Source organism: Methylibium sp. T29-B (assembly GCF_000576225.1).
In the GTDB taxonomy this organism is placed as follows: Bacteria; Pseudomonadota; Gammaproteobacteria; order Burkholderiales; family Burkholderiaceae_C; genus Methylibium; species Methylibium petroleiphilum.
Window position 1 is genome coordinate 1 of the sequence record NZ_AZSN01000053.1, and the last position, 24,235, is coordinate 24,235.

The 24,235-nt window shown below is 68.1% G+C and carries 25 protein-coding genes and 1 pseudogene; 15 read left to right on the forward strand and 11 right to left on the reverse strand.

The window, feature by feature from the left end:
- The 3 genes from Y694_RS10570 to Y694_RS10580 form a co-directional block, all read right to left on the reverse strand.
- Positions 1-1,119 (reverse strand): patatin-like phospholipase family protein (locus tag Y694_RS10570; RefSeq protein ID WP_051495698.1); only part of this gene is annotated, 1,119 nt, incomplete at its 3' end.
- Between the two features lie 87 nt (positions 1,120-1,206).
- The gene (locus Y694_RS10575) at positions 1,207-2,736 is read right to left on the reverse strand and encodes a sensor histidine kinase (RefSeq protein WP_011827678.1); all 1,530 of its coding nucleotides are present in this window, start codon (positions 2,734-2,736) and stop codon (positions 1,207-1,209) included.
- A 32-nt stretch (positions 2,737-2,768) separates the two neighbouring features.
- Positions 2,769-3,440, reverse strand: coding sequence for a response regulator transcription factor (locus Y694_RS10580; RefSeq protein ID WP_011827677.1), 672 nt, complete (start codon positions 3,438-3,440; stop codon positions 2,769-2,771).
- Positions 3,441-3,580: 140 nt separating this feature from the next.
- Between Y694_RS10580 and recA the strand changes: the two genes are divergently transcribed.
- Positions 3,581-4,654 carry a recombinase RecA gene (recA, locus tag Y694_RS10585; protein WP_011827676.1) on the forward strand — a complete coding sequence of 358 codons (1,074 nt, stop codon included), beginning with the start codon at positions 3,581-3,583 and terminating at the stop codon, positions 4,652-4,654.
- Between the two features lie 43 nt (positions 4,655-4,697).
- Complete coding sequence (locus Y694_RS10590) at positions 4,698-5,207, forward strand: RecX family transcriptional regulator (protein WP_011827675.1); 510 nt, start codon at positions 4,698-4,700, stop codon at positions 5,205-5,207.
- Between the two features lie 5 nt (positions 5,208-5,212).
- Here Y694_RS10590 and argC read toward each other — a convergent pair whose 3' ends face one another.
- Entirely contained in the window at positions 5,213-6,136 is a 924-nt protein-coding gene (gene argC / locus Y694_RS10595) for an N-acetyl-gamma-glutamyl-phosphate reductase (protein ID WP_011827674.1), read from the reverse strand.
- 219 nt (positions 6,137-6,355) lie between these two features.
- Between argC and sucC the strand changes: the two genes are divergently transcribed.
- The 9 genes from sucC (at position 6,356) to Y694_RS10640 (ending at position 15,971) form a co-directional block, all read left to right on the forward strand.
- Entirely contained in the window at positions 6,356-7,516 is a 1,161-nt protein-coding gene (sucC, locus tag Y694_RS10600) for an ADP-forming succinate--CoA ligase subunit beta (protein WP_036232214.1), read from the forward strand.
- 20 nt (positions 7,517-7,536) lie between these two features.
- Entirely contained in the window at positions 7,537-8,430 is an 894-nt protein-coding gene (sucD, locus tag Y694_RS10605; protein ID WP_036232217.1) for a succinate--CoA ligase subunit alpha, read from the forward strand.
- A gap of 188 nt (positions 8,431-8,618) precedes the next feature.
- Positions 8,619-9,323 (forward strand): TerC family protein, encoded by a 705-nt coding sequence (locus Y694_RS10610; protein WP_036232220.1) that lies wholly within the window; start codon positions 8,619-8,621, stop codon positions 9,321-9,323.
- Positions 9,324-9,511: 188 nt separating this feature from the next.
- Entirely contained in the window at positions 9,512-10,579 is a 1,068-nt protein-coding gene (locus Y694_RS10615) for a serine/threonine-protein kinase (RefSeq protein WP_310732223.1), read from the forward strand.
- A gap of 35 nt (positions 10,580-10,614) precedes the next feature.
- A complete protein-coding gene (locus Y694_RS10620) occupies positions 10,615-11,424 on the forward strand; it encodes a Stp1/IreP family PP2C-type Ser/Thr phosphatase (RefSeq protein ID WP_081771259.1) in 810 nt (269 codons plus the stop codon).
- Between the two features lie 79 nt (positions 11,425-11,503).
- A complete protein-coding gene (locus Y694_RS10625) occupies positions 11,504-12,166 on the forward strand; it encodes an FHA domain-containing protein (RefSeq protein ID WP_036232225.1) in 663 nt (220 codons plus the stop codon).
- 217 nt (positions 12,167-12,383) lie between these two features.
- Positions 12,384-13,187, forward strand: a complete 804-nt coding sequence (locus Y694_RS10630) for a 3',5'-cyclic-nucleotide phosphodiesterase (RefSeq protein ID WP_081782218.1) — start codon at positions 12,384-12,386, stop codon at positions 13,185-13,187.
- Between the two features lie 256 nt (positions 13,188-13,443).
- A complete protein-coding gene (locus Y694_RS23320; RefSeq protein ID WP_036232226.1) occupies positions 13,444-13,920 on the forward strand; it encodes a pilin in 477 nt (158 codons plus the stop codon).
- 281 nt (positions 13,921-14,201) lie between these two features.
- Positions 14,202-15,971, forward strand: coding sequence for a PglL family O-oligosaccharyltransferase (locus Y694_RS10640; RefSeq protein ID WP_081771257.1), 1,770 nt, complete (start codon positions 14,202-14,204; stop codon positions 15,969-15,971).
- Positions 15,972-15,986: 15 nt separating this feature from the next.
- Here Y694_RS10640 and moaC read toward each other — a convergent pair whose 3' ends face one another.
- Positions 15,987-16,502: a cyclic pyranopterin monophosphate synthase MoaC gene (gene moaC / locus Y694_RS10645; RefSeq protein ID WP_036232228.1), complete on the reverse strand. Its 516-nt coding sequence runs from the start codon at positions 16,500-16,502 to the stop codon at positions 15,987-15,989.
- 107 nt (positions 16,503-16,609) lie between these two features.
- Between moaC and tfpZ the strand changes: the two genes are divergently transcribed.
- Both tfpZ and Y694_RS10655 read left to right on the forward strand, forming a co-directional pair.
- On the forward strand, positions 16,610-17,410 hold the full coding sequence (gene tfpZ, locus Y694_RS10650) for a TfpX/TfpZ family type IV pilin accessory protein (RefSeq protein WP_231497629.1): 801 nt from the start codon (positions 16,610-16,612) through the stop codon (positions 17,408-17,410).
- On the forward strand, positions 17,400-18,989 hold the full coding sequence (locus Y694_RS10655; protein ID WP_231497630.1) for a M48 family metalloprotease: 1,590 nt from the start codon (positions 17,400-17,402) through the stop codon (positions 18,987-18,989). The genes tfpZ and Y694_RS10655 overlap by 11 nt, the downstream gene beginning before the upstream one ends.
- A gap of 39 nt (positions 18,990-19,028) precedes the next feature.
- Here the strand turns inward: Y694_RS10655 and Y694_RS10660 are convergent, their stop codons facing one another.
- From Y694_RS10660 to Y694_RS10670, 3 genes and pseudogenes are all read right to left on the reverse strand, one after another.
- Positions 19,029-19,379, reverse strand: a complete 351-nt coding sequence (locus Y694_RS10660) for a phage holin family protein (protein WP_036232232.1) — start codon at positions 19,377-19,379, stop codon at positions 19,029-19,031.
- Positions 19,380-19,430: 51 nt separating this feature from the next.
- Positions 19,431-19,858 (reverse strand): annotated as a pseudogene (locus Y694_RS10665) (organic hydroperoxide resistance protein).
- 50 nt (positions 19,859-19,908) lie between these two features.
- Positions 19,909-20,466, reverse strand: a complete 558-nt coding sequence (locus Y694_RS10670; RefSeq protein WP_011827658.1) for a MarR family winged helix-turn-helix transcriptional regulator — start codon at positions 20,464-20,466, stop codon at positions 19,909-19,911.
- A 328-nt stretch (positions 20,467-20,794) separates the two neighbouring features.
- On the opposite strand from Y694_RS10670, the gene Y694_RS10675 reads away from it, so the two are divergent.
- Positions 20,795-21,196, forward strand: coding sequence for an SWIB/MDM2 domain-containing protein (locus tag Y694_RS10675; RefSeq protein ID WP_011827657.1), 402 nt, complete (start codon positions 20,795-20,797; stop codon positions 21,194-21,196).
- A 96-nt stretch (positions 21,197-21,292) separates the two neighbouring features.
- Here Y694_RS10675 and Y694_RS10680 read toward each other — a convergent pair whose 3' ends face one another.
- The gene (locus Y694_RS10680) at positions 21,293-21,871 is read right to left on the reverse strand and encodes an NnrU family protein (RefSeq protein ID WP_036232234.1); all 579 of its coding nucleotides are present in this window, start codon (positions 21,869-21,871) and stop codon (positions 21,293-21,295) included.
- Between the two features lie 92 nt (positions 21,872-21,963).
- Here Y694_RS10680 and Y694_RS10685 point away from each other — a divergent pair, with 92 nt between their 5' ends.
- Entirely contained in the window at positions 21,964-22,629 is a 666-nt protein-coding gene (locus Y694_RS10685) for an alpha/beta hydrolase (protein ID WP_036232236.1), read from the forward strand.
- A gap of 19 nt (positions 22,630-22,648) precedes the next feature.
- Here the strand turns inward: Y694_RS10685 and Y694_RS10690 are convergent, their stop codons facing one another.
- Together Y694_RS10690 and Y694_RS10695 are read right to left on the reverse strand one after the other, a co-directional pair.
- Positions 22,649-23,464, reverse strand: coding sequence for a transglutaminase family protein (locus Y694_RS10690; protein ID WP_036232239.1), 816 nt, complete (start codon positions 23,462-23,464; stop codon positions 22,649-22,651).
- A gap of 146 nt (positions 23,465-23,610) precedes the next feature.
- On the reverse strand, positions 23,611-24,235 hold a 625-nt coding region (locus Y694_RS10695), incomplete at its 5' end, for an alpha/beta fold hydrolase (RefSeq protein WP_036232260.1).

A 24,235-nucleotide genomic window follows, 5' to 3' on the forward strand; every position in this document is an offset into this window, starting at 1 on the left:
CGGCGCTGCCGGAGGCCGCACCGCGCGCGGGCGGGGCGCGCGGCGCTGGCCGTTGCGGGCCGGCTTCTCGAGGAAGCTGCGCTCCACATCCAGCGTCGAGCGCACGCCGATGTCGTCGCCATGCTTCTTCAGCCACTGGTCCGCGGCCCGACGCCCGAGCTCGAACAAGCCGTCGAGGAACACCCGGTCGGTGTTGAACTTGCTGCTCGCGTTGAACGGCGCCAGGCCTTCGTCGTCGGCGATCATGTGCAGGCGCAGGTCCTTGTAGTGGCCGGCCTCCAGCCGGCCCTCGCGCACCAGGCGCGACACGAAGGCGATCGCGCGCATCTCGGCCACCAGGCTGGCGTTGAAGGTGATCTCGGACAGGCGGTCGATGATCTCGACACTGCGGGTCGGCGTCCCCTCGTGCTGCAGCGGGTTGATCTTCACCAGCAGGATGTCGAGCGTCTCGGTGTTGTAGATCAGCGGGTAGATCGCCGGGTTGCCGGTGTAGCCGCCATCCCAGTAGGCCTCCCCGTCGATCGTCACGGCCTGGAAGATGAACGGCAGGCAGGCGGAGGCCAGCAGCGCATCGATCGACAGGTCCTTGCCGGTGAAGACGTGGGCCTGGCCGCTGCGCACGCTGGTAGCCGTGATGAACAGCGGGATGTCGCAACGCCGCAGCGCGTCCTCGTCGACATGCCGCCGGGCCACGTCGCGCAGCGGGTTCAGGTTCAGCGGGTTGAACTCATAGGGGCTGAAGGCGCGAAAGAAGCTGTTGAGCCACTGGTAGCTCGGCAGCTTGTCGAAGTTGAAGCTGCTGCCGGCCGCACTGGCTTGGCTCAGCGAGAACGGCGAGAAGATCTGGCTGCTGGTGCTGACGTCGTGCCAGAAGGCCGTGAGTGCCGCGCGCGCGCCGGCGCGGCCGCCACGGGCATGTCCCGTCGCCAGCACGGCGGCGTTGAGCGCGCCGGCACTGGTGCCCGAGATCGCGGAGATCTCGACCGCGTCGTCCTCGAGCAGCCGGTCGAGCACGCCCCAGGTGAAGGCACCGTGGGACCCTCCACCCTGCAGAGCAAGATCGACGCGGCGCGGTGCGGCGGGCGAGCGGTTGTTCGGGTGTGACGGCGACTCTGGCATGGCATCTCCCGGCTGGCGTCCAGTCTACGCCGGCGCCCCGACGAATGCTGCATTGCAGCAAACAACCCTCCTTGGCGTCGGCCGGGACTAAGCCGGGTTGGCCGTCCCGCTGGCAAGAGGCGCGGCACGCGGCAGACGGTCGGCCGGCCAGGCGGCGAAGCGCACGGTGAAGCGCGCGCCGGGGCTGCTGCCTTCAGGCACGGGGCCTTCGCGGGTGTCGTCCAGCGTCAACGTAGCACCGTGCTGTCGAGCGATCTCGGCGACGATCGCCAGGCCCAGGCCCGAGCCATCGACATCGGTCCCCAGGGCGCGGTAGAAGGGCTGGAACACCAGTTCACGCTCCGCCGCGGGGATGCCGGGGCCGGAATCCTCGACCTGCAGCACCACGACCTGGCCGAACGGGTCGCTGACGACCCTCACCGTCACCGTGCCTCCGGGAGGGGTGTAGTGCAGGGCGTTGTCGACCAGGTTGCGGATCATCTCGCGCAGCAGCAGCGCATGGCCGAGCACGCTGCTGCGCTGCGGCTCGGCCGTCTCGCCGTCGGCGCCCGGTCCCTCGTAGCCGAGGTCGATGCGCTTCTCGAGCGCGCGCGGCACGAAGTCGCGGACGGTCTCCGTTGCCAGCCTCGCCAGCCGGACCTCGGCCACGCGGGCGGCGAGTTCGCGGTCCTCGGCGCGCGCCATCGCCAGCAACTGGTTGACCATGTGCGCGGCCCGCTGGCTCGACAGCGCGATCTGCTGCAGCGAGCGCTTCAGCGCCTCGGGCTCGCGTTCACCCGCGTCGATCTCGCGCTGCGCGATCTCGGCCTGGGTGCGCAGGCCGGCCAGCGGCGTCTTGAGCTGGTGGGCGGCATCGGCGAGAAAGCGCCGCTGCGTCGCCAGCGAGCGGTCCAGGCGCTCCAGCAGGTCGTTGATGGCTCGCACCAGCGGCGACACCTCCTCCGGCGCCTCCATCTCGTCGATCGGGCTCAGGTCATCAGCCGCACGGCGGCGGATGCGCTGCTGCAGCTCGTTGAGCGGCGCGATGCCGCGCGCCAGTGCCAGCCACACCAGCAGCACCGCGAGCGGCAGGATCACGAACTGCGGCAGGATCACGCCCTTGATGATCTCGGTGGCCAGCTGCGAGCGCTTGCCCAGGGTTTCGGCCACCTGCACCAGCGCCGGCGAGGTGGCGCCGGGAATCCGCGGCGCGGCGGGCATCGCCACCCACAGGTAGGCCACGCGCACGGCCTCGTTGTGCACCTCGTCGTCGCGATAGCGGACCTCTCCGACCGCCGCCACGTCGTCCTCGCGCGGGACCGGCAGCGTGTGATCGCCACCCACATACTCGCCCCGCGCGCCCAGCACCTGGAAGTAGATCTGGTCCGCCTCGTCGGCCCGCAGCAGTTGATCGGCTCCGGGCGGCAGAGCGAACGCAACGCGGCCCTGGTCGACGCTTACCTGCTGCGACAGCGCCCTCGCCATCTCGCCGAGCGCGCGATCGTAGGGACGGTTGGCGATGTTCTGGGCGACCAGCCAGGTCAGCGCGACACTCATCGGCCACAGCAACAGCAGCGGCGCGAGCATCCAGTCGAGGATCTCGCCGAACAGCGAGCGTTGTCCGCGCAGCGTGTTCATGCCCGAAGGCGCGCGCCGCGCAGCATGCCGGCTCAGCCCGCGATCTTCTCGAGGCAGTAGCCCAGGCCGCGCACGGTGGCGATGCGCACCGGGCCCTGCTCGATCTTCTTGCGCAGGCGGTGGATGTAGACCTCGATCGCGTTGTTGCTGACCTCGTCGCCCCATTCGCACAGGCGCTCGACCAGCTGATCCTTGCTGACCAGCCGGCCGGCACGCTGCAGCAGCACCTCGAGCAGCGAGAGCTCGCGAGCCGACAGCTCGATCATCTGGTCGTTCAGGTAGGCCACGCGCCCAGTTGCATCGAACGACAGCGGGCCGTGCTTGATGATGGCCGAGGCGGTGCCCAGGCCACGCCGCGTCAGCGCTCGCACGCGCGCCTCCAGTTCCTGCAGCGCGAAGGGCTTGGCCATGTAGTCGTCGGCCCCCAGGTCCAGCCCCTTCACGCGCTGCTCCACGCTGTCGGCCGCGGTCAGGATCAGCACTGGCGTCACGGTGCCGCGCGCGCGCATCTTGCGCAGCACCTCCAGGCCGTGCAGCTTGGGCAGTCCGAGATCGAGGATCACCAGGTCGAACTCGTGGTCGGCCAGCGCCGCATCGGCCTCGCTGCCGCTTCCGACCTGATCCACCGCATAGCCACCCTTGCGCAAGGTGCGCAACAGACCGTCGGCCAGCACCTGGTCGTCTTCGGCGATGAGGATCCTCATGGACGTGTCTCCCTCGGCGGCGCATGGGTTTCGTTGTGGTCAGCGCCGGGTTCATTGTAGGGAGGGGCTTCGGAAGAGCCAAAAACTACTGTACAAATAACCAGTTTCGACCATAATCCCGAGCAAACCGGAGGCTCAGCATGGATGCAAGCGTCAAGACATTGAACACCGAAAAGGCCAAGGCCCTGCAGGCTGCGCTCGCGCAGATCGAGAAGCAGTTCGGCAAGGGCACGATCATGCGCCTCGGCGAAGGCGAGGTCATCGATGACATCGAGGTGGTGTCCACCGGCTCGCTGGGCCTGGACATCGCCCTCGGCGTCGGCGGCCTGCCGCGCGGACGCGTCATCGAGATCTACGGTCCCGAGTCCTCGGGCAAGACCACGCTCACCCTGCAGGTCATCGCCGAGATGCAGAAGCTGGCCGGCACCTGCGCCTTCATCGATGCCGAGCATGCGCTCGACTCGCAGTACGCCCAGAAACTGGGGGTCAACCTGCAGGAGCTGCTGATCTCCCAGCCCGACACCGGCGAGCAAGCGCTCGAGATCGTCGACGCGCTGGTGCGCTCCGGCTCGGTCGATCTGATCGTTGTCGACTCGGTCGCGGCGCTCACGCCCAAGGCTGAACTCGAAGGCGAGATGGGCGACTCCCTGCCCGGCCTGCAGGCACGGCTGATGAGCCAGGCGCTGCGCAAGCTCACCGCGACGATCAAGAAGTCGAACTGCATGGTGATCTTCATCAACCAGATCCGCATGAAGATCGGCGTGATGTTCGGCTCACCCGAAACCACCACCGGCGGTAACGCGCTGAAGTTCTATGCCTCGGTGCGGCTCGACATCCGCCGCATCGGCAGCATCAAGCGTGGCGAAGAAGTGATCGGCAACGAGACCAAGGTCAAGGTCGTCAAGAACAAGGTCTCCCCGCCATTCAAGACCGCCGAGTTCGACATCCTGTTCGGCGAGGGCGTGTCACGCGAGGGCGAGATCATCGACCTGGGCGTCATCGCCAAGGTGATCGACAAGTCGGGCGCCTGGTACGCCTACAACGGCGAGAAGATCGGCCAAGGCAAGGACAACAGCCGCGAGTTCCTGCGCGAGAACCCTGAACTGGCCCACGAGATCGAGAACAAGATTCGTGAATCGCTGGGCGTGGCGCTGCTGCCCAGCATCGAGATCGAAGTCCCCAAGGGCACCAAGCAGGCGGCTGCCGGCGCCTGAGGCGGGGGAAGCTCCGCGGGCTCGCGGCCGACGGAGGCGTCTCGTGGTCCGTCCCGCGCCCACCCTGAAGGCCAAGGCGCTGACCTATCTTGCGCAGCGCGAGCACAGCCGCATCGAGCTGCGACGCAAGTTGCTGTCACACGTCGATCGGCAGCGCAGGGCGGCGGGGTCATCGCCGCTGTCGGCCGACGCCCCTGCGCCGGCGCTGCCGACCGAGCAGGAGGTCGACGACCTGCTCGACTGGCTCGCGGCGAAGGACCTGCTCAGCGCCGACCGCTTCATCGAGACCCGCGTGAGCGCCCGCGAGGGGCGCTTCGGCAATCTGCGCATCCACCGGGAACTCGCGCAGCACGGCATGGCTCTCGACGCAGAGACCGCGCAACAACTCAAGGACAGCGAACTCGCCCGCGCCCGTGCGGTATGGGCCAAGCGTTTCGGCACGCCGGCCGTCGATGCCGCCGATCGAGCGCGGCAGATGCGTTTTCTGAGCGCCCGAGGCTTCAGCTCGGAAACGGTGGGCCGCGTGGTGAAGTCAGCTGGGCGCGAAGACTGAGCCAATCACACGCCGAGCATCAGCGCGATGTTCTGCACCGCGGCGCCCGACGCGCCCTTGCCCAGGTTGTCGAGCCGTGCCACGAGCACGGCCTGGCCGCGATCCTCGTTGCCGTAGACCCGCAACTCCAGCCGGTTGCTGTCGTTCAGCGCCTCGGCCTCGATCTTGCCGCCCGGCTCGGCCGTCACCACCTGGACCCATGGCTGACCGGCATAGCGTGCCCGCAACGCCGCCTCGAGGTCGGCCGGCTTCGGCCGCCCGTTCAGCAGATCGAGGTGCAACGCCACCTGCACCAGCATGCCCTGGCGGAAGTTGCCGACGCTGGGCACGAAGATCGGTCGACGCTCCAGCCGGCTGTACTGCTGCAGTTCAGGCAAGTGCTTGTGTTCGAGGCCAAGGCCGTAAAGCTCGAAGGATGGGGCGTCACCGGCCTCATAAGCCTCGATCATTGTTCTTCCGCCCCCGGAGTAACCACTCACAGCGTGCACGGCTACCGGATAGTCTGTCGGCAGCAAACCCGCATCGACCAAAGGGCGCAGCAACGCGATGCCGCCGGTCGGATAGCACCCAGGGTTGGCCACGCGGCGCGATGCCGCAACGGCGGCCGCTTGCGCCGGCAGCAACTCCGGAAATCCATAGACCCAGCCAGACGCCACGCGATGGGCCGTACTGGCGTCGACAATCTTCGGCCCCCCGCCCGGCAAGCTGTCGGCCAGCGCCACCGATTCGCGCGCGGCATCGTCATGCAGGCACAGCACCACCAGATCCACGCCGGCCATCAGCTCGCGCTTCGCACCGGCGTCCTTGCGGCGAGCGGGGTCGATGCTGACGAGCTCGATCCCGTCCGTCCCGGCCAGTCGCTCGCGGATGCCGAGTCCGGTCGTGCCGGCTTCGCCGTCGATGAAGATGCGGGCCGGGCGGGTGCTCATGGTGTGCAAGGAGGGGCGGACAGCGGGGAGGTCGATGGTAGCAACGCCGGGCGTCAGTCGCGTGTCATCAAGGGTTCCCGTGGAGTTCTTGGTGCAATGCAGCATGCTAAAGTCGATCGGCTTTTCCCGGCGTGCCACCCGCGCCGTGCCGCCCGCGGGCGGGCGCCGAACCGTCCGACTTCTTCGACTCGAACCACCCACCTCGAATCCAGCGCGACCATGAAGATCCACGAATACCAAGGCAAAGAGATCCTGCGCCAGTTCGGCGTTCCGGTACCCCGCGGCTATCCGGCGTTCACCGTGCAGGAGGCCGTCGAGGCCGCCCAGAAGCTCGGCGGCCCGGTGTGGGTCGTGAAGGCGCAGATCCACGCAGGAGGCCGCGGCAAGGGCGGCGGCGTGAAGCTCGGCAAGAGCCTGGACGAGGTGAAGGCACTGTCGGGCCAGATCCTGGGCATGCAGCTCAAGACCCACCAGACCGGCCCCGAGGGCCAGAAGGTGCGGCGCCTGTACATCGAGGAAGGCGCGGACATCAAGAAGGAATATTACGTCTCGCTGGTGACCGACCGCGCGACGCAGAAGGTAGCCCTGATCGCCTCGAGCGAAGGCGGCATGGACATCGAGGAGGTCGCGCACAGCACCCCCGAGAAGATCATCACAGAGGTGATCGATCCGCTGACCGGCCTGGGCGACGCGCAGGCGAAGAAGATTGCCGCCGCGGTGGGCCTGCCGGAGGCCTCGCACGCCCAGGCGGTGACGCTGCTGCAGAACCTGTACCGCTGCTACATGGAGACGGACGCCTCGCTGGTCGAGATCAATCCGCTGAACTGCGACAGCAAGGGCAACCTGATCGCGCTCGACGCGAAGTTCAACTTCGATGCGAACGCCCTGTTCCGCCACCCGGAGATCGTCGCCTACCGCGACCTCGACGAGGAAGACCCGGCCGAGATCGAGGCCAGCAAGTTCGACCTCGCCTACATCCAGCTCGATGGCAACATCGGCTGTCTGGTCAACGGCGCCGGCCTGGCGATGGCGACGATGGACACCATCAAGCTGTTCGGCGGCGAGCCGGCCAACTTCCTTGATGTCGGCGGCGGCGCGACGGCCGAGAAGGTCACCGAGGCCTTCAAGATCATGCTGAAGAACCCCGAGGTCAAGGCCATCCTGGTCAACATCTTCGGCGGCATCATGCGCTGCGACACGATCGCGGACGGCGTGGTCACCGCCTCGCGTGCGGTCGGCCTGAAGGTGCCGCTGGTGGTGCGCATGAAGGGCACCAACGAAGACCTGGGCAAGAAGATCCTGGCCGACTCCGGTCTGCCGATCATCGCCGCCGACACCATGGCCGAAGCGGCCACCAAGGTTGTCGCCGCCGTCGCCTGAGCCCTCGAAGGACACCGAACATGAGCATTCTGATCAACAAGAACACCAAGGTCATCACCCAGGGCATCACGGGCAAGACCGGTCAGTTCCACACCCGCGGCTGCCGCGACTACGCCAACGGCAAGAACTGCTTCGTCGCCGGCGTCAACCCGAAGAAGGCCGGCGAGGACTTCGAGGGCATCCCGATCTACGCCAGCGTCAAGGACGCCAAGGCCCAGACCGGCGCGACCGTCAGCGTGATCTACGTGCCGCCGGCCGGCGCCGCCGCGGCGATCTGGGAGGCGGTCGAGGCCGACCTGGACCTGGCGATCTGCATCACCGAAGGCATCCCCGTGAAGGACATGCTGGTGGTGCGCAACAAGATGAAGGCCAAGGAGGCCGCCGGCGGCAAGAAGACGCTGCTGCTCGGCCCCAACTGCCCGGGCCTGATCACGCCCGAGGAGATCAAGATCGGCATCATGCCGGGCCACATCCACCGCAAGGGCCGCATCGGCGTGGTCAGTCGCTCCGGCACGCTGACCTACGAAGCGGTGGCGCAGCTGACCGAGATCGGCCTGGGTCAGTCGAGCGCGGTGGGCATCGGCGGCGACCCGATCAACGGCCTCAAGCACATCGACGTGATGAAGGCCTTCAACGACGATCCGGACACCGACGCGGTGATCATGATCGGCGAGATCGGCGGCCCCGACGAGGCCGAGGCCGCGCAATGGTGCAAGGCCAACATGAAGAAGCCGATCGTCGGCTTCATCGCTGGCGTGACGGCCCCCCCGGGCAAGCGCATGGGCCATGCCGGCGCGTTGATCTCGGGCGGCGCCGACACGGCTGACGCCAAGCTGGCGATCATGGAGGAATGCGGCTTCACGGTTACCCGCAACCCGTCGGAGATGGGCAAGCTGCTCAAGGGCCTGCTCTGACCGCAGGGCCGCGCGCCGCACGGCGCACCGACCCCGCCTGCAAGGCCGCCCTCGGGCGGCCTTGTTCGTTACCGGTGCCAAGCGGTCGTCCGCATGCGTAGTCTCCGCAAGCCGCGCCGGGGTGAGGGGCCTCTACACTGCCCGAGGACCGTGGGCACGGCCCGCACAGCGCAGCAGAAGGAAGCCAGATGGAACAGTTCATGACCCCGGACTTCTGGGTCGCGGTCGGACAGATCATCCTGATCGACATCGTGCTAGGTGGCGACAACGCAGTGGTCATCGCGCTGGCGTGCCGCCAGCTGCCGGCGGCACAGCGCACCAAGGGCATCCTGTGGGGCACCGCCGGCGCCATCCTGCTGCGCGTCATCCTGATCTTCTTCGCGCTGACGCTGCTCGCCATCCCCTACCTGAAACTGGTGGGGGCCGTGCTGCTGGTGTGGATCGGCGTCAAGCTGCTCGCGCCGGACCATGAGGACGGCCACGGCAACATCCAGGGCAGCGACAAGCTGTGGAGCGCCGTCAAGACCGTGATCGTCGCCGACCTGGTGATGAGCATCGACAACGTCATCGCGATCGCCGGAGCGGCCGAAAGCGCCGGTGGCGACCACAAGATGCCGCTGGTGATCTTCGGCCTGCTGGTCAGCATCCCCATCATCGTCTGGGGCAGCCAGCTGGTGCTCAAGCTGATGGACCGCTTCCCGATCATCATCACGGTCGGCGGCATGCTGCTGGGCTGGATCGCCGGGACGATGGCCGTCACCGACCCCGGCGTCACGCACCTGATCGCTCAGACCGACACCCTCAAGTACGCCGCCGGCATTTCCGGCGCGCTGCTGGTGCTGGCGATCGGCAAGTGGGTGGCGCGAGGCCGCACGCCGGCGCCGAGCACCTGAAGTCGCGCGAGGCCTGCTAACGTTCGGCGATGGCACCGACCATCTCCCTCGCCGCGACGCCTCTTTTCCGCCTCCGCGCACCGCACTGCCGCCCTGAGACCGCCTGCCCGCCGGCGCCTGCCGCCGCAGCACGCGCGGCATGACGGGCCTCTTCTGGGTGGGGGCTGGCGCTGGGCGCGGCAGCCGCGGTGGGCCTGCTGTGGCTTTGGCGTTACCGGCAAAGGGCGACACCGACGAAGCGCCGGCCGGACCGGGCGCCGGGCTTCAACTTCGTCAGCACACAGCACGACACGGTGGCCGACACCGTGCTCGATCCGCGCGTCCTGGACGCGCAACAGCGCCGCATCGGGCCCTACGTGGTGGAGCGCGACATCGGCCACGGCGCGATGGGCGCCGTGCTGCTGTGCCGTGACGAGCGCACCGGCGAAGCGGTGGCCCTCAAGACCATGGCGCTCGGCCGCGAATTCCACGGCGACGCACTGACCGACGCCCGCGAGCGCTTCTTCCGCGAGGCCGAGATGGCCGGCCGACTGCACCACCCCGACATCGTGTCGGTCCGCGAGGCCGGCGAGCAGGACGGCACCGCCTACATCGCGATGGAGCTGCTGAGCGGGCGCGATCTCAGCGAGTTCACCCAACCCGGCCGGCTGCTGCCGGTGCCCGCGGTGCTGGGCATCATCGCCCGCGTGGCGCAGGCGCTGGCCCATGCCCACCGTCAGGGCGTGACCCATCGCGACATCAAGCCGGCCAACATCATGGTCGAACTCAAGAGCGGCATGGTCAAGGTCACCGACTTCGGCATCGCCCGCATCATCGACTCGACGCAGACGCGCACCGGCATCGTGCTGGGAACGCCGTCGTTCATGTCGCCGGAGCAGATGGCGGGCGCCCGGGTCGACGGGCGCAGCGACCTCTACGCCCTCGGCGTCACGCTGTTCCAGCTGCTGACGGGCGCGCTGCCGCACCGGCCGGAGTCGATGGCCGAGCTGATCCGATCGATCGCCAACGACGTGGCGCCCGACGTGCGCACGCTGCGCCCCGAACTGCCCGCGGCGCTGGCCGACATCGTGGCCCTGGCGCTGGAGAAGCGCCCGGAGATCCGCTATGCCGATGGCGACGCGATGGCCACCGATCTGCATACGGTGCTGGTCCAGTGGCGTGAACAGGCGCGGGAACCGGCGGCACCCCCCGTCGACGCGGTGCCCGGCGACGCCCGGCCGGTGCCCGGGGCGCCAGAAGCCGGGCACAATCCCTAGTGTTCGCGCGCACTGGCGCGCTCAGTCGCTTTCCGATGCCCACGCTCCCGACCCCCTCCGCCCTGCGTTTCGAGTTCGTCAGTGCCACGGACACCGGCCGATCGCGCAACAACAACGAAGACGCGGTGGTGATCGACGAAGCCGCCTGCCTGGCAGTCCTGGCCGACGGCATGGGCGGCTACAACGCCGGCGAGGTGGCCAGCAGCATGGCCACCAGCTTCATCAAGGCCGAACTCGGCCGCTGGCTCAGCGAGGCCAGTGCCCAGGCCACCGACACCGACGTGCGGCGCGCCATGGACATCTGCGTCGACAACGCCAACCGCGCGATCTTCAACGCCGCCAACTCCAACCCGCAGTACGCCGGCATGGGCACCACGCTCGTGGTGGCCGTGCTGAGAGACGCACGGCTGCTGCTCGGGCACATCGGCGATTCGCGCGGCTACCGCTGGCGCGAAGGCGAGCTGTCGCAGATCACCCGCGATCACTCCCTGCTGCAGGAGCAGCTCGATGCCGGATTGATCACGCCCGAACAGGCCGCTGCGTCGAACAACAAGAACCTGGTCACGCGGGCGGTCGGCGTCGAGGACACCGTGCTGCTGGAGACCCACCTGCACCAGACCCAGCCCGGCGACTGGATCCTGCTCTGCTCCGACGGCCTGTCGGACATGATCGACGACGAGCAGATCGCCGCCGTGTTGCGCCAGCACGACTCTTTGCCGCAGGCCGCTCAGGCGCTGGTACAGGCAGCCAACGACGCTGGCGGACGGGATAACATCTCGGTCATTCTGGTGCGCGCTTCGGGCACCGCGCCGGTATCGCGGGCCTGGTGGCCGTTCCGCCGCTGAGGGGCAGCGCCCGGACATTCAGGCGCGCAGCAGGTCGCCGGGTTCCACCACATCAGAAGTCAGACGCACGGGGTCACGCATGGGCAAGCTGGTCGTATCGCTGGACGGGGTCGTCATCAAGGAAGTCCAGCTCACCAAGGACAAGACGACCCTCGGTCGCCGGCCCTACAACGACATCGTGATCGACAACCTGGCCGTCAGCGGCGAGCACGCCGTGCTGCAGATGGTGGGCCAGGACGTCTTCATCGAAGACCTCAACAGCACCAACGGCACCTACATCAACGGCAAGGCCGTGAAGAAGCAGCTGCTGCAGCACAACGACACCGTCGAGATCGGCAAGTACAAGATCAAGTACCTGAGCGTCGAAAGCTCGGACTACGAGAAGACCATGATCATCAAGCCGGGTGCGGCGGCCACGGCGCCGAACTTCCAGCACACCGCGCCGATGAGCAACACCAACTTCGCGACGCTCACCGGCACCAGCTCGGCGTCGATCAAGGTGCTCAATGGCGCTGCGGTCGGCCGCGAGGTGGCGCTCACCAAGGTGGTCACGACCGTCGGCAAGCCCGGCGTGCAGGTCGCCTCCATCACCAAGCGCCCAGGCGGCTACGTGTTCGCCCACGTCGAGGGCGGCAGCCGCCCCACCGTCAACGGCAGCGAGGTCAGCAGCGACCCCGTGCACCTGAAGAACGGCGATGTGATCGAACTCGCCGGCACCCAGATGCAGTTCGTGCAGGACTGAACGGGAAGGTCCCGGCGCCTCGGCGGGCCGAGGCGCCGCTGCAGGCATTAATGCCGCAGCGTGATCACTTTGCGACACCCCCCGTCGCGCCGGCCGCCGAGCCGTGAGGCATCGCACGGCGGGTCGCTTGCCCGCCGTTCGGCCCGGCGGCACCATGCGAGCGTGACGTTCTTCGTTTCCTTGATCCTGACACCGCCGCGTTGCCGGGGCTGACCCCATGAGCCACTCCCCCGTGCGCCTGCAGGTGCTCGGCTGCTCCGGCTCCATCGCCTCGGGCAGCCGCACCACCGCCTTCCTGCTCGACGACAACGTGCTGATCGACGCCGGCACCGGCGTGGGCGACATGGCTCTCGATGCGATGGCCCGCGTGGACGACATCCTCGTCTCGCATTCCCATCTCGACCACGTGCTGGCCATCCCGCTGCTCGCCGACAGCGTGATGAAGCTGCGGCTGGCGCAGCCCGAGCGCGGACCGATCCGCGTGCACGGCCTGCCCGAGACGCTGGCGGCATTGCGCGCCCACCTCTTCAACGGCCAGCTCTGGCCCGACTTCACCAGCATCCCGAGCGCCGCTTACCCGATCATCCGGCTGCTGCCCTTCGCCATTGGCGACACCCTGCGCTTCGGCCACGGCGATGCCGAGCGGCGCGTGGAGGTGCTGCCCGCATCGCACACCGTCCCGGCCTGCGGCTTCGCCGTCGACAGCGACGAGGGCTGGTGGGTCTACAGCGGCGACACCGGCCCCAACCCCGCACTGTGGGCCGCCCTGAAGGGCCGGCGCATTGCCCACCTCATCATCGAGACCGCCTTCGGCGACGACGAACGCTGGCTCGCCGACCTGAGCGGCCACCTGGCGCCCAGCAGCCTGGCCACCGAACTGGCCCAGCTGGACGGCAGCGTGCCGGTGCACATCACCCACCCCAAGCCCGGCGAGGTGGCGGCGGTGGTGGCGCAAATCCGGGCCATCGACACGGCGCACCGGGTGGAGCCGTTGGTGAAGGGCTTGGTGTTCACGCTGTAGATCGCAGCGTCACGATGCGACCAAAAGTGTCGATATCGGACGGCCACGGTTCCTCGATTCAGCGTTCGATGTGACGCGATCTGTCCCACTTTCACCGCGATGCGCAAACGCTCCGTGGTTTAGCTCACGTTCAGGCGAGTCCGCCGCTTGGCACGGAGCCTGCCTTTCGAACCACGTCTATCACCCGGTTCAACCGCTCAAGGAGAGTTCAGATCATGAAGAAGCACATTCAGAAGGGTTTCACCCTCATCGACTGATGATCGTCGTGGCGATCATCGGCATCCTGGCGGCGGTTGCGCTGCCGGCTTATCAGGACTACACAATTCGCTCGCGTGTCTCTGAAGGACTGTCACTTGCGTCAGAGGCGAAAGTTGTTGTCGCCGACAACGCTGCGAATGGGACGCCCGCGGCTAACGGTGGTCTAGGCGCAGGGTACCGGACCGGTGCTGCAACCACGTGTGCAGCAGCCGGCAACTGCGTCAATCCGATTGGCACTCCGAATATCACTTCCGTGACGATTGCTTCGGGGACTGGTTTGATTACGGTTACGACGACGGCTCGTGCGGGCAACGGCACGCTCACGCTCAACCCGCAATCCAACGGTGCGGCACTCGCTGCAGGAACCGTCCCAACCGGCCCAATGGTTTGGACATGCTTTGCCGCTGGCAAGACTGGCGCAGTTGGCGCTCCTACGCTGCTTGGGAAGTATGCTCCCGCAGAATGCCGCGCTTGATATTCAGTTCTTCGATTTTTTGAAAGGACGCCGCGGCGTCCTTTTTTGTTTTCTGTATGCATAACCCGAAAGGCGCAACTGGTATTCGAATAACGGTACTGAATCGGGTACAGGGTCACCAAGCGCATGTTCCAGCTTCACGGCGTGACCATCAGCGGAGCGGCCATTCATCTGTCGACAGATTCAGACCCAGCTGCTTCATTCCGGTCTTCGGGTTGACGGTCACTGGCTCAGGTCATGCAAGCAGCCGGCCGGCCGGTTATGCAGCCCTTGCTTAGTCGATGTTTGATTGGAGAGTCTGCGGCTCTGTCATTTCTGTGGAGAGCATGAATACACAACCGATTGCGAGGCTTCTGCTGACTGGCAGCATCGTCTTACCCCTGCTCGCCTCATGGCCTGGCACACCGGACGCGGTACTCGCGAATCAATTGTTGGCTCTAGCATTCGCTGGCCTGCTGCCATTCATTCGGGGTCGCACCGTACAACAGCCTAGCGTTGAGTTCCTGTCGGTGGGTACCGGCTGGCTAGTGGTGTTGGGTGCATACATTGCATCAAGCAAATTGCTTGATGGTGCGAGCCTGAGTGATCTGGCGGTGTTGGCATCTACTTTTGTAGTCCTGTGGATTGCAGCAGCCAAGACAAGCTCTTCGGTCAACAGCGCCTTCGCGTTTGGTTGGAGTCTTGCGGGGATGCTGTGTGTCATCGTTGCACTCGTCCAATACTTCGCACCATCAATCGCGGATGGCTTGCTCGTTGCCATCAACACCTCGCCCGGCCGCGCCGTGGGCAACATGCGCCAACCCAACCATTTGGCCACCGCGCTGTTGTGCGCGATGGTCATGACGGCCTGGCTGTGGCAGGCCGGTCGCCTGCGCGCACCGTGGGCCGCCGCGTCGCTCTTCGCGATGGTGCTGGCGGTGGCGCTGAGCGCCTCGCGCACCGGGGCGCTGTCGCTCGGCGTGCTGCTGCTGTGGGCGGTGGTCGACCGCTCGTTGCCGCGCGCCGCACGCTGGACGCTCGCGCTGACGCCGCTGGCCTACCTCGTCTGCTGGGCGGGCCTGGCGGAGTACGCCGAATGGCAGCACGCACACTTCTATGCGGTCGAGCGGCTGCAGTCGCACAGTGACATCAGCAGCTCGCGTTTCGCCATCTGGCGCAATGCACTGGTGCTGGTGGCACAGAACCCGTGGACCGGCGTCGGCTGGGGCAACTTCAACTTCGCGTGGACCTTCACGCCTTTCCCGGACCGGCCGGTCGCCTTCTTCGATCACACGCACAACCTCCCGCTGCAATTGGCAGTGGAGATCGGCCTGCCGGCCACGGCCTTGGTGCTGGGACTGTTCGGCTGGGCGCTGTGGCGCGCACGCGGGGCGTGGCGGGTGGCGGGCGAACAGCCGGGCCATCCGGCGCGCGCGGCTTTCGTGATGCTGGTGGTGCTGGGGATGCACAGCCTGCTCGAGTACCCGCTGTGGTACGCCTACTTCCTGCTGCCGGCAGCCTGGGCGCTGGGCGTGTTTCTCGGGTCGGCGCCGGCGAAGGAGCCGGCCTCCGATCGCAATGAGCCGGCGAGTCCGGCAGCCGCCACCGCCATGGCGCGGTGGCCGACCTGTCTTCTTCGAGCGGCCGGAGCATTGATGATCCTCGGCGCCGCGTATGCCGCCTGGGATCACCGCCGCGTCGAGGTGATCTTCGCGCCGCCGGCCGGTGCCGGCTCGTTGGCGGAACGCATCGCCGCCGGACGCGAGAGCGTGCTGTTCGGCCACCACGCCGACTATGCCGCCGTGACCAACGAGCCGAAGGATCAGGCGCTTGCGAGCTTTCGCCGTCCGCTGCACCACCTGGTCGACGTGCGTCTGCTCATCGCGTACATCGAGGCGCTGAAGGCCAATGGCCGCGATGCCGAGGCACTCTACGCAGCCCAGCGGCTGCGGGAGTTCCGGCGCGACGACGCGCAGGCCTACTTCAAGGAGTGCACGGCCGACAACCCGGCACCGCCGCTCCAGTGCCGAACCGAGCCGGTGGCGCTGACCTGGCGCGATCTGGAGCCTTGAGTCCGGGGGACGCCGTCAGCCCGCCGCATCGGCGACGAACGAGCCCGACTTGCCGCCATGCTTCTCGAGCAGCCGCACCCCCTCGATCACCATGCCGCGGTCGATGGCCTTGCACATGTCGTAGATGGTCAGCAGGCCGATCTGGACGGCCGTCAACGCCTCCATCTCCACGCCGGTGGGCCCCAGCGTCTCGGCCGTCACGCGGCAGGCAATGCGCACTGCGGCCTCATCGACCTCGAACTCGGCGGCCACTCGCGTGAGCGGGAGCGGGTGGCACAGCGGAATCAGTTCGGCCGTGCGCTTCGCCGCCTGGATGGCTGCGATGCGCGCGATGCCGATCACGTCGCCCTTCTTCGCGCTGCCCTGTGCAATGACCTTCAGCGTGGCCGGCAGCATGCGGATCCAGCCCTCGGCCACCGCCACCCGATGCGTCGCCGCCTTGGCGGACACGTCGACCATGTGGGCCTGGCCCTGTGCGTCGAAGTGGGTCAGTCCGCTGGCCGGGGAAGATGACTTGGGGGTGACGCTCATGGCTGCGGCAACAATGGGAAACAAGGCTGCGGCATCATAGACGCACGCCTTGCTGAACTGCCTTGCTGCGCGAGGGTCACACCCGAGACCCGCCGCCGACCTGCCCGATGGACCAGACTTTCCCTTCTCCCGCCTCACCGCCCCCGGCGCAGCGCTTCGCGTTCGGTCACCGGCTGCGTGCTGCCGGCATCCACCTCGGCTTGAGCGCGGTGATCGCAGCCCTTGCTGCGGCACTCGTGTTCGGGCTTTGGTACCCCACGCCGTTCCGTGAGATCTCCGGCGGACGCGAGTTGTTCTTCATCGTCGTGGCAGTGGATGTGGTGCTGGGCCCGCTGATCACTTTTGCGGTGTTCGACCGCCGCAAGCCGTGGCGCGAGCTGCGGCGCGATCTAGCCATCGTCGGTGTTATACAAATGGCGGGCCTGCTGTACGGGTTGCATACGGTTTACGTCGCGCGCCCCGCGGTCATGGTCCTCGAAGTCGATCGGCTTCGAGTCCTCACTGCCGTAGACCTTGATGCGTCATCACTCGCTAAAGCCCCGCCAGAGTTCAGAGAACTGCCTTGGCATGGGACCCATGTGCTGGCCGCGCGCCGAGCCACGGATGCAGAGCGCCTCGAATCCATCGAGAAGGCCATGGCCGGCGTCGATATCGGCCAGCGCCCGGAGTTTTGGCTGCCGGCGTCCGAAACGAAGGCCGCTTTGCTTCAAAGTGCAAAGCCTCTCTCCGAGCTGCGGAAGCGCCACGTCGACCGATCGGCCGAGTTGCAGAAGTACATCGAAGCGACCGGCCGCACCGATGAGCAACTGAAGTTCCTGCCCTTGTTCGCGCGCCGCACCGACTGGGTTGCATTGCTCGACGCGGGCAGCGGCGAACTGGTGGGCTATGCCCCTTTCGATGGCTTCTGAAAGACAACGCCGCTGGCAGCGCGCTCTACCGCTGGCCCTGAGCCTGGCCCTCACGGCCCAGAGCCTGGTGCCGGCGGCAGTGGCCCAGGGCAACCCCGGCAGCTCGCGCAACAACCTGCCGGCGCTGGGCGACAGCGCGTCCGACGACATTTCGGTGTCGAACGAGCGCCGCATCGGCGATCGCATCATGCGCGACATCCGTCGCGATGCGGATTACCTCGACGACCCGATCCTGCTCGAGTACGTGCAGACGATGATGAGCGCGCTCATCGTGTCGTCGCGCGAGCGCGGCAACATCCCGACGGAGCTGGACGAGCGCTTCGCGTGGGAGGCCTTCCTCGTGCGCGACCGCACGGTGAATGCCTTCGCGCTGCCGGGCGGCTATATGGGCGTGCACCTGGGCCTGATGGCCATCACGGCGACGCCCGCCGAACTGGCGTCGGTGCTGGCGCACGAGTTGTCGCACGTGACGCAGCGGCACATTGCGCGCAGCGTGGGCGCGAACAAGCTCACCTCGCTGGCGGGGATCGCCGGGCTGATCCTGGGCGTGCTCGCGGCCAGCCGCAGCCCGGAGGCTGCCAATGCGCTGATCACCGGCGGGCAGGCCGTGGCCGTGCAGGGCCAATTGAACTACTCGCGCGACGCCGAGCGCGAGGCCGACCGCGTGGGCTTCAACGTGCTGACCGGCGCCGGCTACTCGCCGGCCGGCATGCCGGCGATGTTCGAGAAGCTGCTGCAGGCCTCGCGCCTGAACGACAGCCAGAACTACCCCTACCTGCGCAGCCACCCGCTGACCACCGAGCGCATCGGCGAAGCCCGCTCGCGCCTCGGCGTGGCCAATGCCGCGCCGCCGGCCCGGCCGCTGCTACACGTGCTGATGCAGGCCCGCGCCCGGGTGCTGATGGACACGCGCGACAGTGCGCTCCAGCGCGCCCAGGATTTCGACACCGAGCGCGCCCTGGCCACCGTCGCCACGCCCGCCGACCGGCTGGGGGCGCTGTACGGGAGCGCGCTGGCGTCGATCCTGCGGCGCGATTTCTCGCGCGCCGACGCGGCGTTGAGCGCCGCGCGCCCCTTGGCGGATGGCGACAAGGACGCCACGAATGCCTTGGCGCTGTTGACGCTGCAAGGCCTGCTGGTGCGCAGCGATGGCGCGCGCGCCGATGGCGTGCTCGGCAGCCTGCTGGCCGCGCCGGGAGGACAGGACTCACGCACGCTGCTGCTCGCGCAGGCGCAACGCGCGCTGCTGCCGGGCAGCACGCCCGAGATGCAGCGCGCGGCGGTCGATCGCTTGCAGACCTGGGTGGCCGTCCACCGGCAGGACGCGCTCGCGTGGGGCAGCGCCGCGCAACTGTGGGAACGCCTGGGTCAGCGCCTGCGCGCGGTGCGCGCAGACGCCGAGTCGCGCGCCGTGGTCGGCGACGTGCAAGGGGCCGTCGAGCGGCTGCGCGCCGCGCAGAAGCTGGCCCGCACGGCGACCGGCAGCGACTTCATCGAGGCTTCGGTGCTCGAGTCCCGGTTGCGGGAACTGGAGCTGCAGCGCCGACAGATCATCGCCGAGGAACGCGGCGAGCTTTGAGGTCGGCGAGCCGGAGCGACGGCGCGCCCCGTCGGCGCTTCACCGGCTGAACAGCCGCTCCATCGCCGCGTCGATCACCAGCCCGCACACGCTGTAGATCAGCGAGCCGATCAGGGCGGCACCGAAGCCGCGCACGCTGAAGCCTTCGAGCACGCTGGCGGCGAAATAGAACATCAGCGCGTTGATGACGAACAGGAACAGCCCGAGCGTCAGCAGCGTGACCGGCAAGGTCAGCAACACGAGCAGCGGGCGCAGCACGGCGTTGAACAGGCCGAGCACCAGCGCCGCGATCATCGCGGCGCCGAAGCTCTGCACCACGACACCCGGGTAGAGATGGGCCACCAGCAGCAGCGCGGCCGCCAGCAGCAGCCATCGGACGAGGATCTTCATGGCGCGCAGGATACACGGCGAGCCGCGGTTCCTGCGCGCATGCCGCCCGCGTCAGACCACGCTCAACCGCACCTCGATGTTGCCGCGCGTGGCGTTCGAATACGGGCACACGCCGTGCGCCGCCTCGACCAGCGCCTCGGCGTCGGCCTTGGCCATGCCGGGGATGCTGATCGCCAGGTCGACCTCGATGCCGAAGCCTGCGGGATCAGGCCGATGCCGACCTTGCCGGTCACGGTGGTGTCGGCCGGCAGCGTCTGCTTCTTCTGGCCGGCGACGAACTTCATCGCACCGAGGAAGCAGGCCGAGTAGCCGGCAGCGAACAGCTGTTCGGGGTTGGTGCCCGGGCCGCCGCCCCCGCCCAGTTCCTTCGGCGTGGACAGCTGGATGTCGAGCACCTTGTCCGACGACACGGCGCGGCCTTCGCGGCCGCCGGTGGCGGTGGCCTGGGCACGGTAGAGCACGTTCTCGATCTTGTTCATGGTCAGTCCTTTCAGGAGCGGAGGGTGGAATGCGGCCTTCTGTCTGTCGTTCAGGCCGCGGCGGAAACCTCGGTGTCGTGGTGGAGCGCCGCGCGCAGCTGCTGCAGCGTCGCGGTCAGCGTGGCCAGTTCGCCCGACGAGCAGGTGGCGGCTTCGGCCAGCGCCGCCGGGATCCCGAGCGCGCGCCGCCGCAGCGTGCGGCCGGCAGGTGTCAGCGTGACGACGACACGGCGCTCGTCGTCGGTGGCGCGCTCGCGCGTCAGCAACCCGGCGGCCTGCAGCCGCTTGAGCAGCGGCGTCAGCGTGCCGGAGTCGAGGAACAGACGTTCGCCGAGCGAAGAGACGCTCGATCCGTCGTGTTCCCACAGCGCCAGCATCACCAGGTACTGCGGGTAGGTCAGCCCCAGGGCGTCGAGCAGGGGCCGGTAGCGCTTGGTCATCGCGAGAGAGGCCGAGTAGAGCGCAAAGCACAGCTGCGCATCGAGCGCCAGTGCAGGCGCAGGTGCGGCCGCCACCGGCCGGCGCAGCGCACGCCGCAGCGGCCGACGGGCCGTCGCGCGCGCCGCGCTGTCGAGCAACGGTCGGGTCGGAGTGCGGTGCGTGGCCATGGGTGAACTTTAGCGCCGATCTCACAATTAAATTGCACACAATAGAATTGTCAACATTCAAAAAAGGGACTTCCGATCGCGGCGCGGCCGCCTCGTTCCGCGCGTTCGATGCGGCGTTGCATCATGACTCGCAGCGTCGCAAGTGATGCCCGGCAGCGACAGAACGGGCCGCCAGCCCGCAGCAATGCGCGTTTTCCATGGACAAACTGCTTCTCAATGCAGCACACGCGCAGTACCATTCGCGCCGCAGGGTCGCTGTGAGAATGAGAGCTCATGCGGCTATCGCCCGGGGCCCAGCACATCAACAACTTTTGATGGAGTGATTCAAATGGCAACTGCGAAGAAGGCCGCCGCCAAGAAGGCGCCGGCAAAGAAGGCCGCTCCGGCCAAGAAGGCAGCACCGGCGAAGAAGGCCGCTCCGGCCAAGAAGGCGGCGCCCGCCAAGAAGGCTCCCGCGAAGAAGGCCGCTCCGGCCAAGAAGCGCACGCCGAACGCCGCCTTCATGAAGGCCCTGACGCCCAGTGCTGCGCTGGCCGCGATCGTCGGCGACAAGCCGCTGCCGCGCACCGATGTGACCAAGAAGATCTGGGAATACATCAAGAAGCACAAGCTGCAGGACGCCGTGCAGAAGCGCGTGATCGTCGCGGACGCCAAGCTGAAGGAAGTCTTCGGCAAGGCCAAGGCCGACATGTTCGAGATGACCAAGCTCGTCAACAGCCACCTCAAGTGAGCTGCCGGTCCTCGTGACCGCATCGGAAGCCCGGCTCCGGCCGGGCTTTTTTGTGGGCGCCTGTCCGAGGCAGCCCACCGCGCAGCGGCTGCCGCGTCAGCCGAACGGCCGCACGCCGATCCATGCACCGTGGGCCCAGAACGCGAACACCGCCCACGCCACGGCACCAACCACCACGGTGATCGCGGTCGCCCCGGCGCGGCCGGGCGGGGTGGCCACCCCCGTAGCGCGGTCCCGGCCGCGCGCGGCACGGAAGCACAGCACGGCCCAGACCAGGAAGCCGCCGAACAGCAGCACATCGGCCAGCGTGCCGTTGGCCAGCAGGTGCGCGAGAGCCCAGACCTTGACGCCCAGCACCATCGGATGGCGCAGCTTCGCCTTGAGGCCATTGCCGGGCACATAGGCGGCGGCCAGCAGCACGAAGGACACCAGGGTCAGCAGCGCGGCGATGTGGCGCATCGCAACCGGCGGCGTCCACAGCAGCACCGGCTGCTGCCGCGCCAGGCCGTAGCCCCACGCCAGCAGCACGAAGCCGATCAGCGAAACCACCGCATAGGCGGCCTTCCAGCGCGCCTCGCCCGCACGCGCCAACGTGCGCGTGCGCCAGGGCTCCGCAAAGATGCGCACCGAGTGCGTGCCGAGAAAGAGAACAAGGCCGAGGATCAAGACGAGCATGACGGACTCCGGTGGTTGCGCGCGAGCGTAACGCAGCCTCGGTCGCGGGCGTGCCACGGGTAGGATCACCGGGAACCCACCGAAAGCCGCTGATGACGACCCTCGACTGCATCGAGATCCAGACCACCGACCAACCGGCCGCCAGCATCATCGTGCTGCACGGCCTGGGCGCCGACGGCAACGACTTCGTGCCGATCTGCGAGGAGCTCGTCCTCGACGCCGTCGGCGGCGCGCGCTTCATCTTCCCGCACGCGCCGACGCGGCCGGTCACGATCAACGGTGGCTACGTGATGCGCGCCTGGTACGACATCCTCGGCACCGACGGGCCGCGCCGCGAGGACGAAGCCGGGCTGCGTGCATCGCTGGAACTGGTGCGTGCGCTGATCGAGCGCGAGAACGCGCGCGGCATCCCCAGCTCGCGCATCGTGCTGGCCGGCTTCTCGCAAGGCTGCGCGATGACGCTGCTGACCGGCCTGCGCCACGGCGAGCGCCTCGCGGGCCTGGCCGGCCTCTCGGGTTACCTGCCGCTGGCGCCAGTGACCGCCGACGAGCGCAGCGCGGCCAACGCCGATGTGCCGATCTTCCTGGCCCACGGCCGCGCCGACCCGGTGATCCCGCTGCCGCGCGCCACCGCCTCGCGCGACGCGCTGCAGGCGCTGGGCTATGCGGTGGAGTGGCACGAGTACCCGATGCCGCACTCGGTGTGCCCCGAGGAGATCGCCGACCTGAACCGCTGGCTGCTGCGCGTGCTGGCCTGAGGCCAGGGCGGCCGACGGGTCAGAACACCTCTTCGGTCGTCACCTCGAAGCGCAGCAGCTGGTTCTGCCCGAAGGCCATCGTGATCGGCACGTCGCCGGCGTCGCGGCCGCGGCCCATCACGATGCGGCCGATGCGCGGCTGGTTGTGGCGGGCGTCGAAGGTGTACCACTGCTCGCCGAGGTAGGCCTCGAACCAGGCGCTGAAATCCATCGGGCAGGGCACCGGCGGGATGCCGATGTCGCCGAGATAGCCGGTGACGTAGCGCGCCGGGATGTTCATGCAGCGGCACAGCGTGACGGCCAGGTGGGCGAAGTCGCGGCACACGCCGGTGCGTTCGCGGTAACCCTCCAGGGCGGTGCGGTTCGCGCGAGCGTTCTGGTAATCGAAGCGGATGTGCCCGTGCACGAAATCGCAGATGGCCTGCACGCGGGGCCAGCCCAGCGGCGTGTGGCCGAACTGGTTCCAAGCGAAGTTCAGCAGCTCGCTGTCGACCTCGCAGTAGCGGCTGGGCAGCAGGAACTGCAATGTGGCCAACGGCAGGTCGCGCGGGTCGTGCTGCCAGGCACCGTCCGCCACCGGGTCGGGCAGGCCGGAATCGCGCACCACCGCGTCGTTGGTGAAGCGCACCGAGCCCACGCCCGGCGGCACGTTGACGCGCCCGCAGTGGTTGCCGTAGCTGTCGATGTATTCGTCGTTGCCGAAGAAGGGCGTGATCCAGAAGTTCTCGGGCGTCACCAGATCGTCGCGCCGCGTGGGGTGCACGTGCAGCAGGTAGATGAGCGCCGTCGGCGACGCGACGGAGAGCTCGATGTCGAACCCGATCTTGATCAGCACGGCGCGGCTCCTGAGAAAGGGACGCCGGGAGATCGAGCGCCTGTCGACCGAGTGTGCGCCGCGAGCGGCGCGCCCACTGCAGCAAATGACGCAAGGCGTTGTGAGACGGCACGCCGCGTCGCTGTCGGACGCGCACCAGTGCGCCGCTAGAGCGCCTTCGAGGTGCACACGAACCGCTCGACCTGCTGCGCGACCCACGGGCCGTCGTCGAGCGGCAGATCATGGCCTGCGGTCGGATGCTCGGCGATCGGTAGCGCCCATGCCTGCGCCAGCCGACGCGAACAGTGCGGATCGACCAGCGCATCGCGTGCGCTCGCGAGCACCAGCAAGGGCACCGGAGGGCGCAGCGGCGGCGCACGAAAGCGGGCGGCGGCGAGCAGCTGCCGCAGCGCATTGGCGCGCGACACCGGACACTCGCGCCGCCACGCCGTCCACGCGCCCAGCAGCGCGTCGTGTTCCGCCTCTTCGAAGCAGCGCCGGCTGGTCATTGCCAGGATGCTGCGCTCCCATTCGGCCGCATCGGCGTCGCTCAGCGCCAGCCGCAGCAGCGTCGCGTACTGCGACGGCCGCAGCCGCTGATGAAAGGCGCCGAAGGGCCGCAGGCTGGTGTTGATCAGCACCGCAGCGGCCAGCTCGCGCGGCTGGGCGTGGGCCCAGGCCAGCGCCACCATCGCGCCGAGCGACATCGCCAGCACGCGGTAGGGCGGTGCCACGCCCAGGGCCTGCAGCGCAGTGCGGCAGTGCGCCGCCATCGCCGGCACGCTGGCCGGG

Bases quoted from the DNA above. Each gene is read 5' to 3' on its own strand.
- Y694_RS10575 (WP_011827678.1), bottom strand. From the start codon at position 2,736: ATGAACACGCTGCGCGGACAACGCTCGCTGTTCGGCGAGATCCTCGAC.
- Y694_RS10580 (WP_011827677.1), bottom strand. From the start codon at position 3,440: ATGAGGATCCTCATCGCCGAAGACGACCAGGTGCTGGCCGACGGTCTG.
- recA (WP_011827676.1), top strand. From the start codon at position 3,581: ATGGATGCAAGCGTCAAGACATTGAACACCGAAAAGGCCAAGGCCCTG.
- argC (WP_011827674.1), bottom strand. From the start codon at position 6,136: ATGAGCACCCGCCCGGCCCGCATCTTCATCGACGGCGAAGCCGGCACG.
- sucC (WP_036232214.1), top strand. From the start codon at position 6,356: ATGAAGATCCACGAATACCAAGGCAAAGAGATCCTGCGCCAGTTCGGC.
- sucD (WP_036232217.1), top strand. From the start codon at position 7,537: ATGAGCATTCTGATCAACAAGAACACCAAGGTCATCACCCAGGGCATC.
- Y694_RS10610 (WP_036232220.1), top strand. From the start codon at position 8,619: ATGGAACAGTTCATGACCCCGGACTTCTGGGTCGCGGTCGGACAGATC.
- Y694_RS10620 (WP_081771259.1), top strand. From the start codon at position 10,615: ATGCCCACGCTCCCGACCCCCTCCGCCCTGCGTTTCGAGTTCGTCAGT.
- Y694_RS10625 (WP_036232225.1), top strand. From the start codon at position 11,504: ATGGGCAAGCTGGTCGTATCGCTGGACGGGGTCGTCATCAAGGAAGTC.
- Y694_RS10630 (WP_081782218.1), top strand. From the start codon at position 12,384: ATGAGCCACTCCCCCGTGCGCCTGCAGGTGCTCGGCTGCTCCGGCTCC.
- Y694_RS23320 (WP_036232226.1), top strand. From the start codon at position 13,444: ATGATCGTCGTGGCGATCATCGGCATCCTGGCGGCGGTTGCGCTGCCG.
- Y694_RS10640 (WP_081771257.1), top strand. From the start codon at position 14,202: ATGTTTGATTGGAGAGTCTGCGGCTCTGTCATTTCTGTGGAGAGCATG.
- moaC (WP_036232228.1), bottom strand. From the start codon at position 16,502: ATGAGCGTCACCCCCAAGTCATCTTCCCCGGCCAGCGGACTGACCCAC.
- tfpZ (WP_231497629.1), top strand. From the start codon at position 16,610: ATGGACCAGACTTTCCCTTCTCCCGCCTCACCGCCCCCGGCGCAGCGC.
- Y694_RS10655 (WP_231497630.1), top strand. From the start codon at position 17,400: ATGGCTTCTGAAAGACAACGCCGCTGGCAGCGCGCTCTACCGCTGGCC.
- Y694_RS10660 (WP_036232232.1), bottom strand. From the start codon at position 19,379: ATGAAGATCCTCGTCCGATGGCTGCTGCTGGCGGCCGCGCTGCTGCTG.
- Y694_RS10670 (WP_011827658.1), bottom strand. From the start codon at position 20,466: ATGGCCACGCACCGCACTCCGACCCGACCGTTGCTCGACAGCGCGGCG.
- Y694_RS10675 (WP_011827657.1), top strand. From the start codon at position 20,795: ATGGCAACTGCGAAGAAGGCCGCCGCCAAGAAGGCGCCGGCAAAGAAG.
- Y694_RS10680 (WP_036232234.1), bottom strand. From the start codon at position 21,871: ATGCTCGTCTTGATCCTCGGCCTTGTTCTCTTTCTCGGCACGCACTCG.
- Y694_RS10685 (WP_036232236.1), top strand. From the start codon at position 21,964: ATGACGACCCTCGACTGCATCGAGATCCAGACCACCGACCAACCGGCC.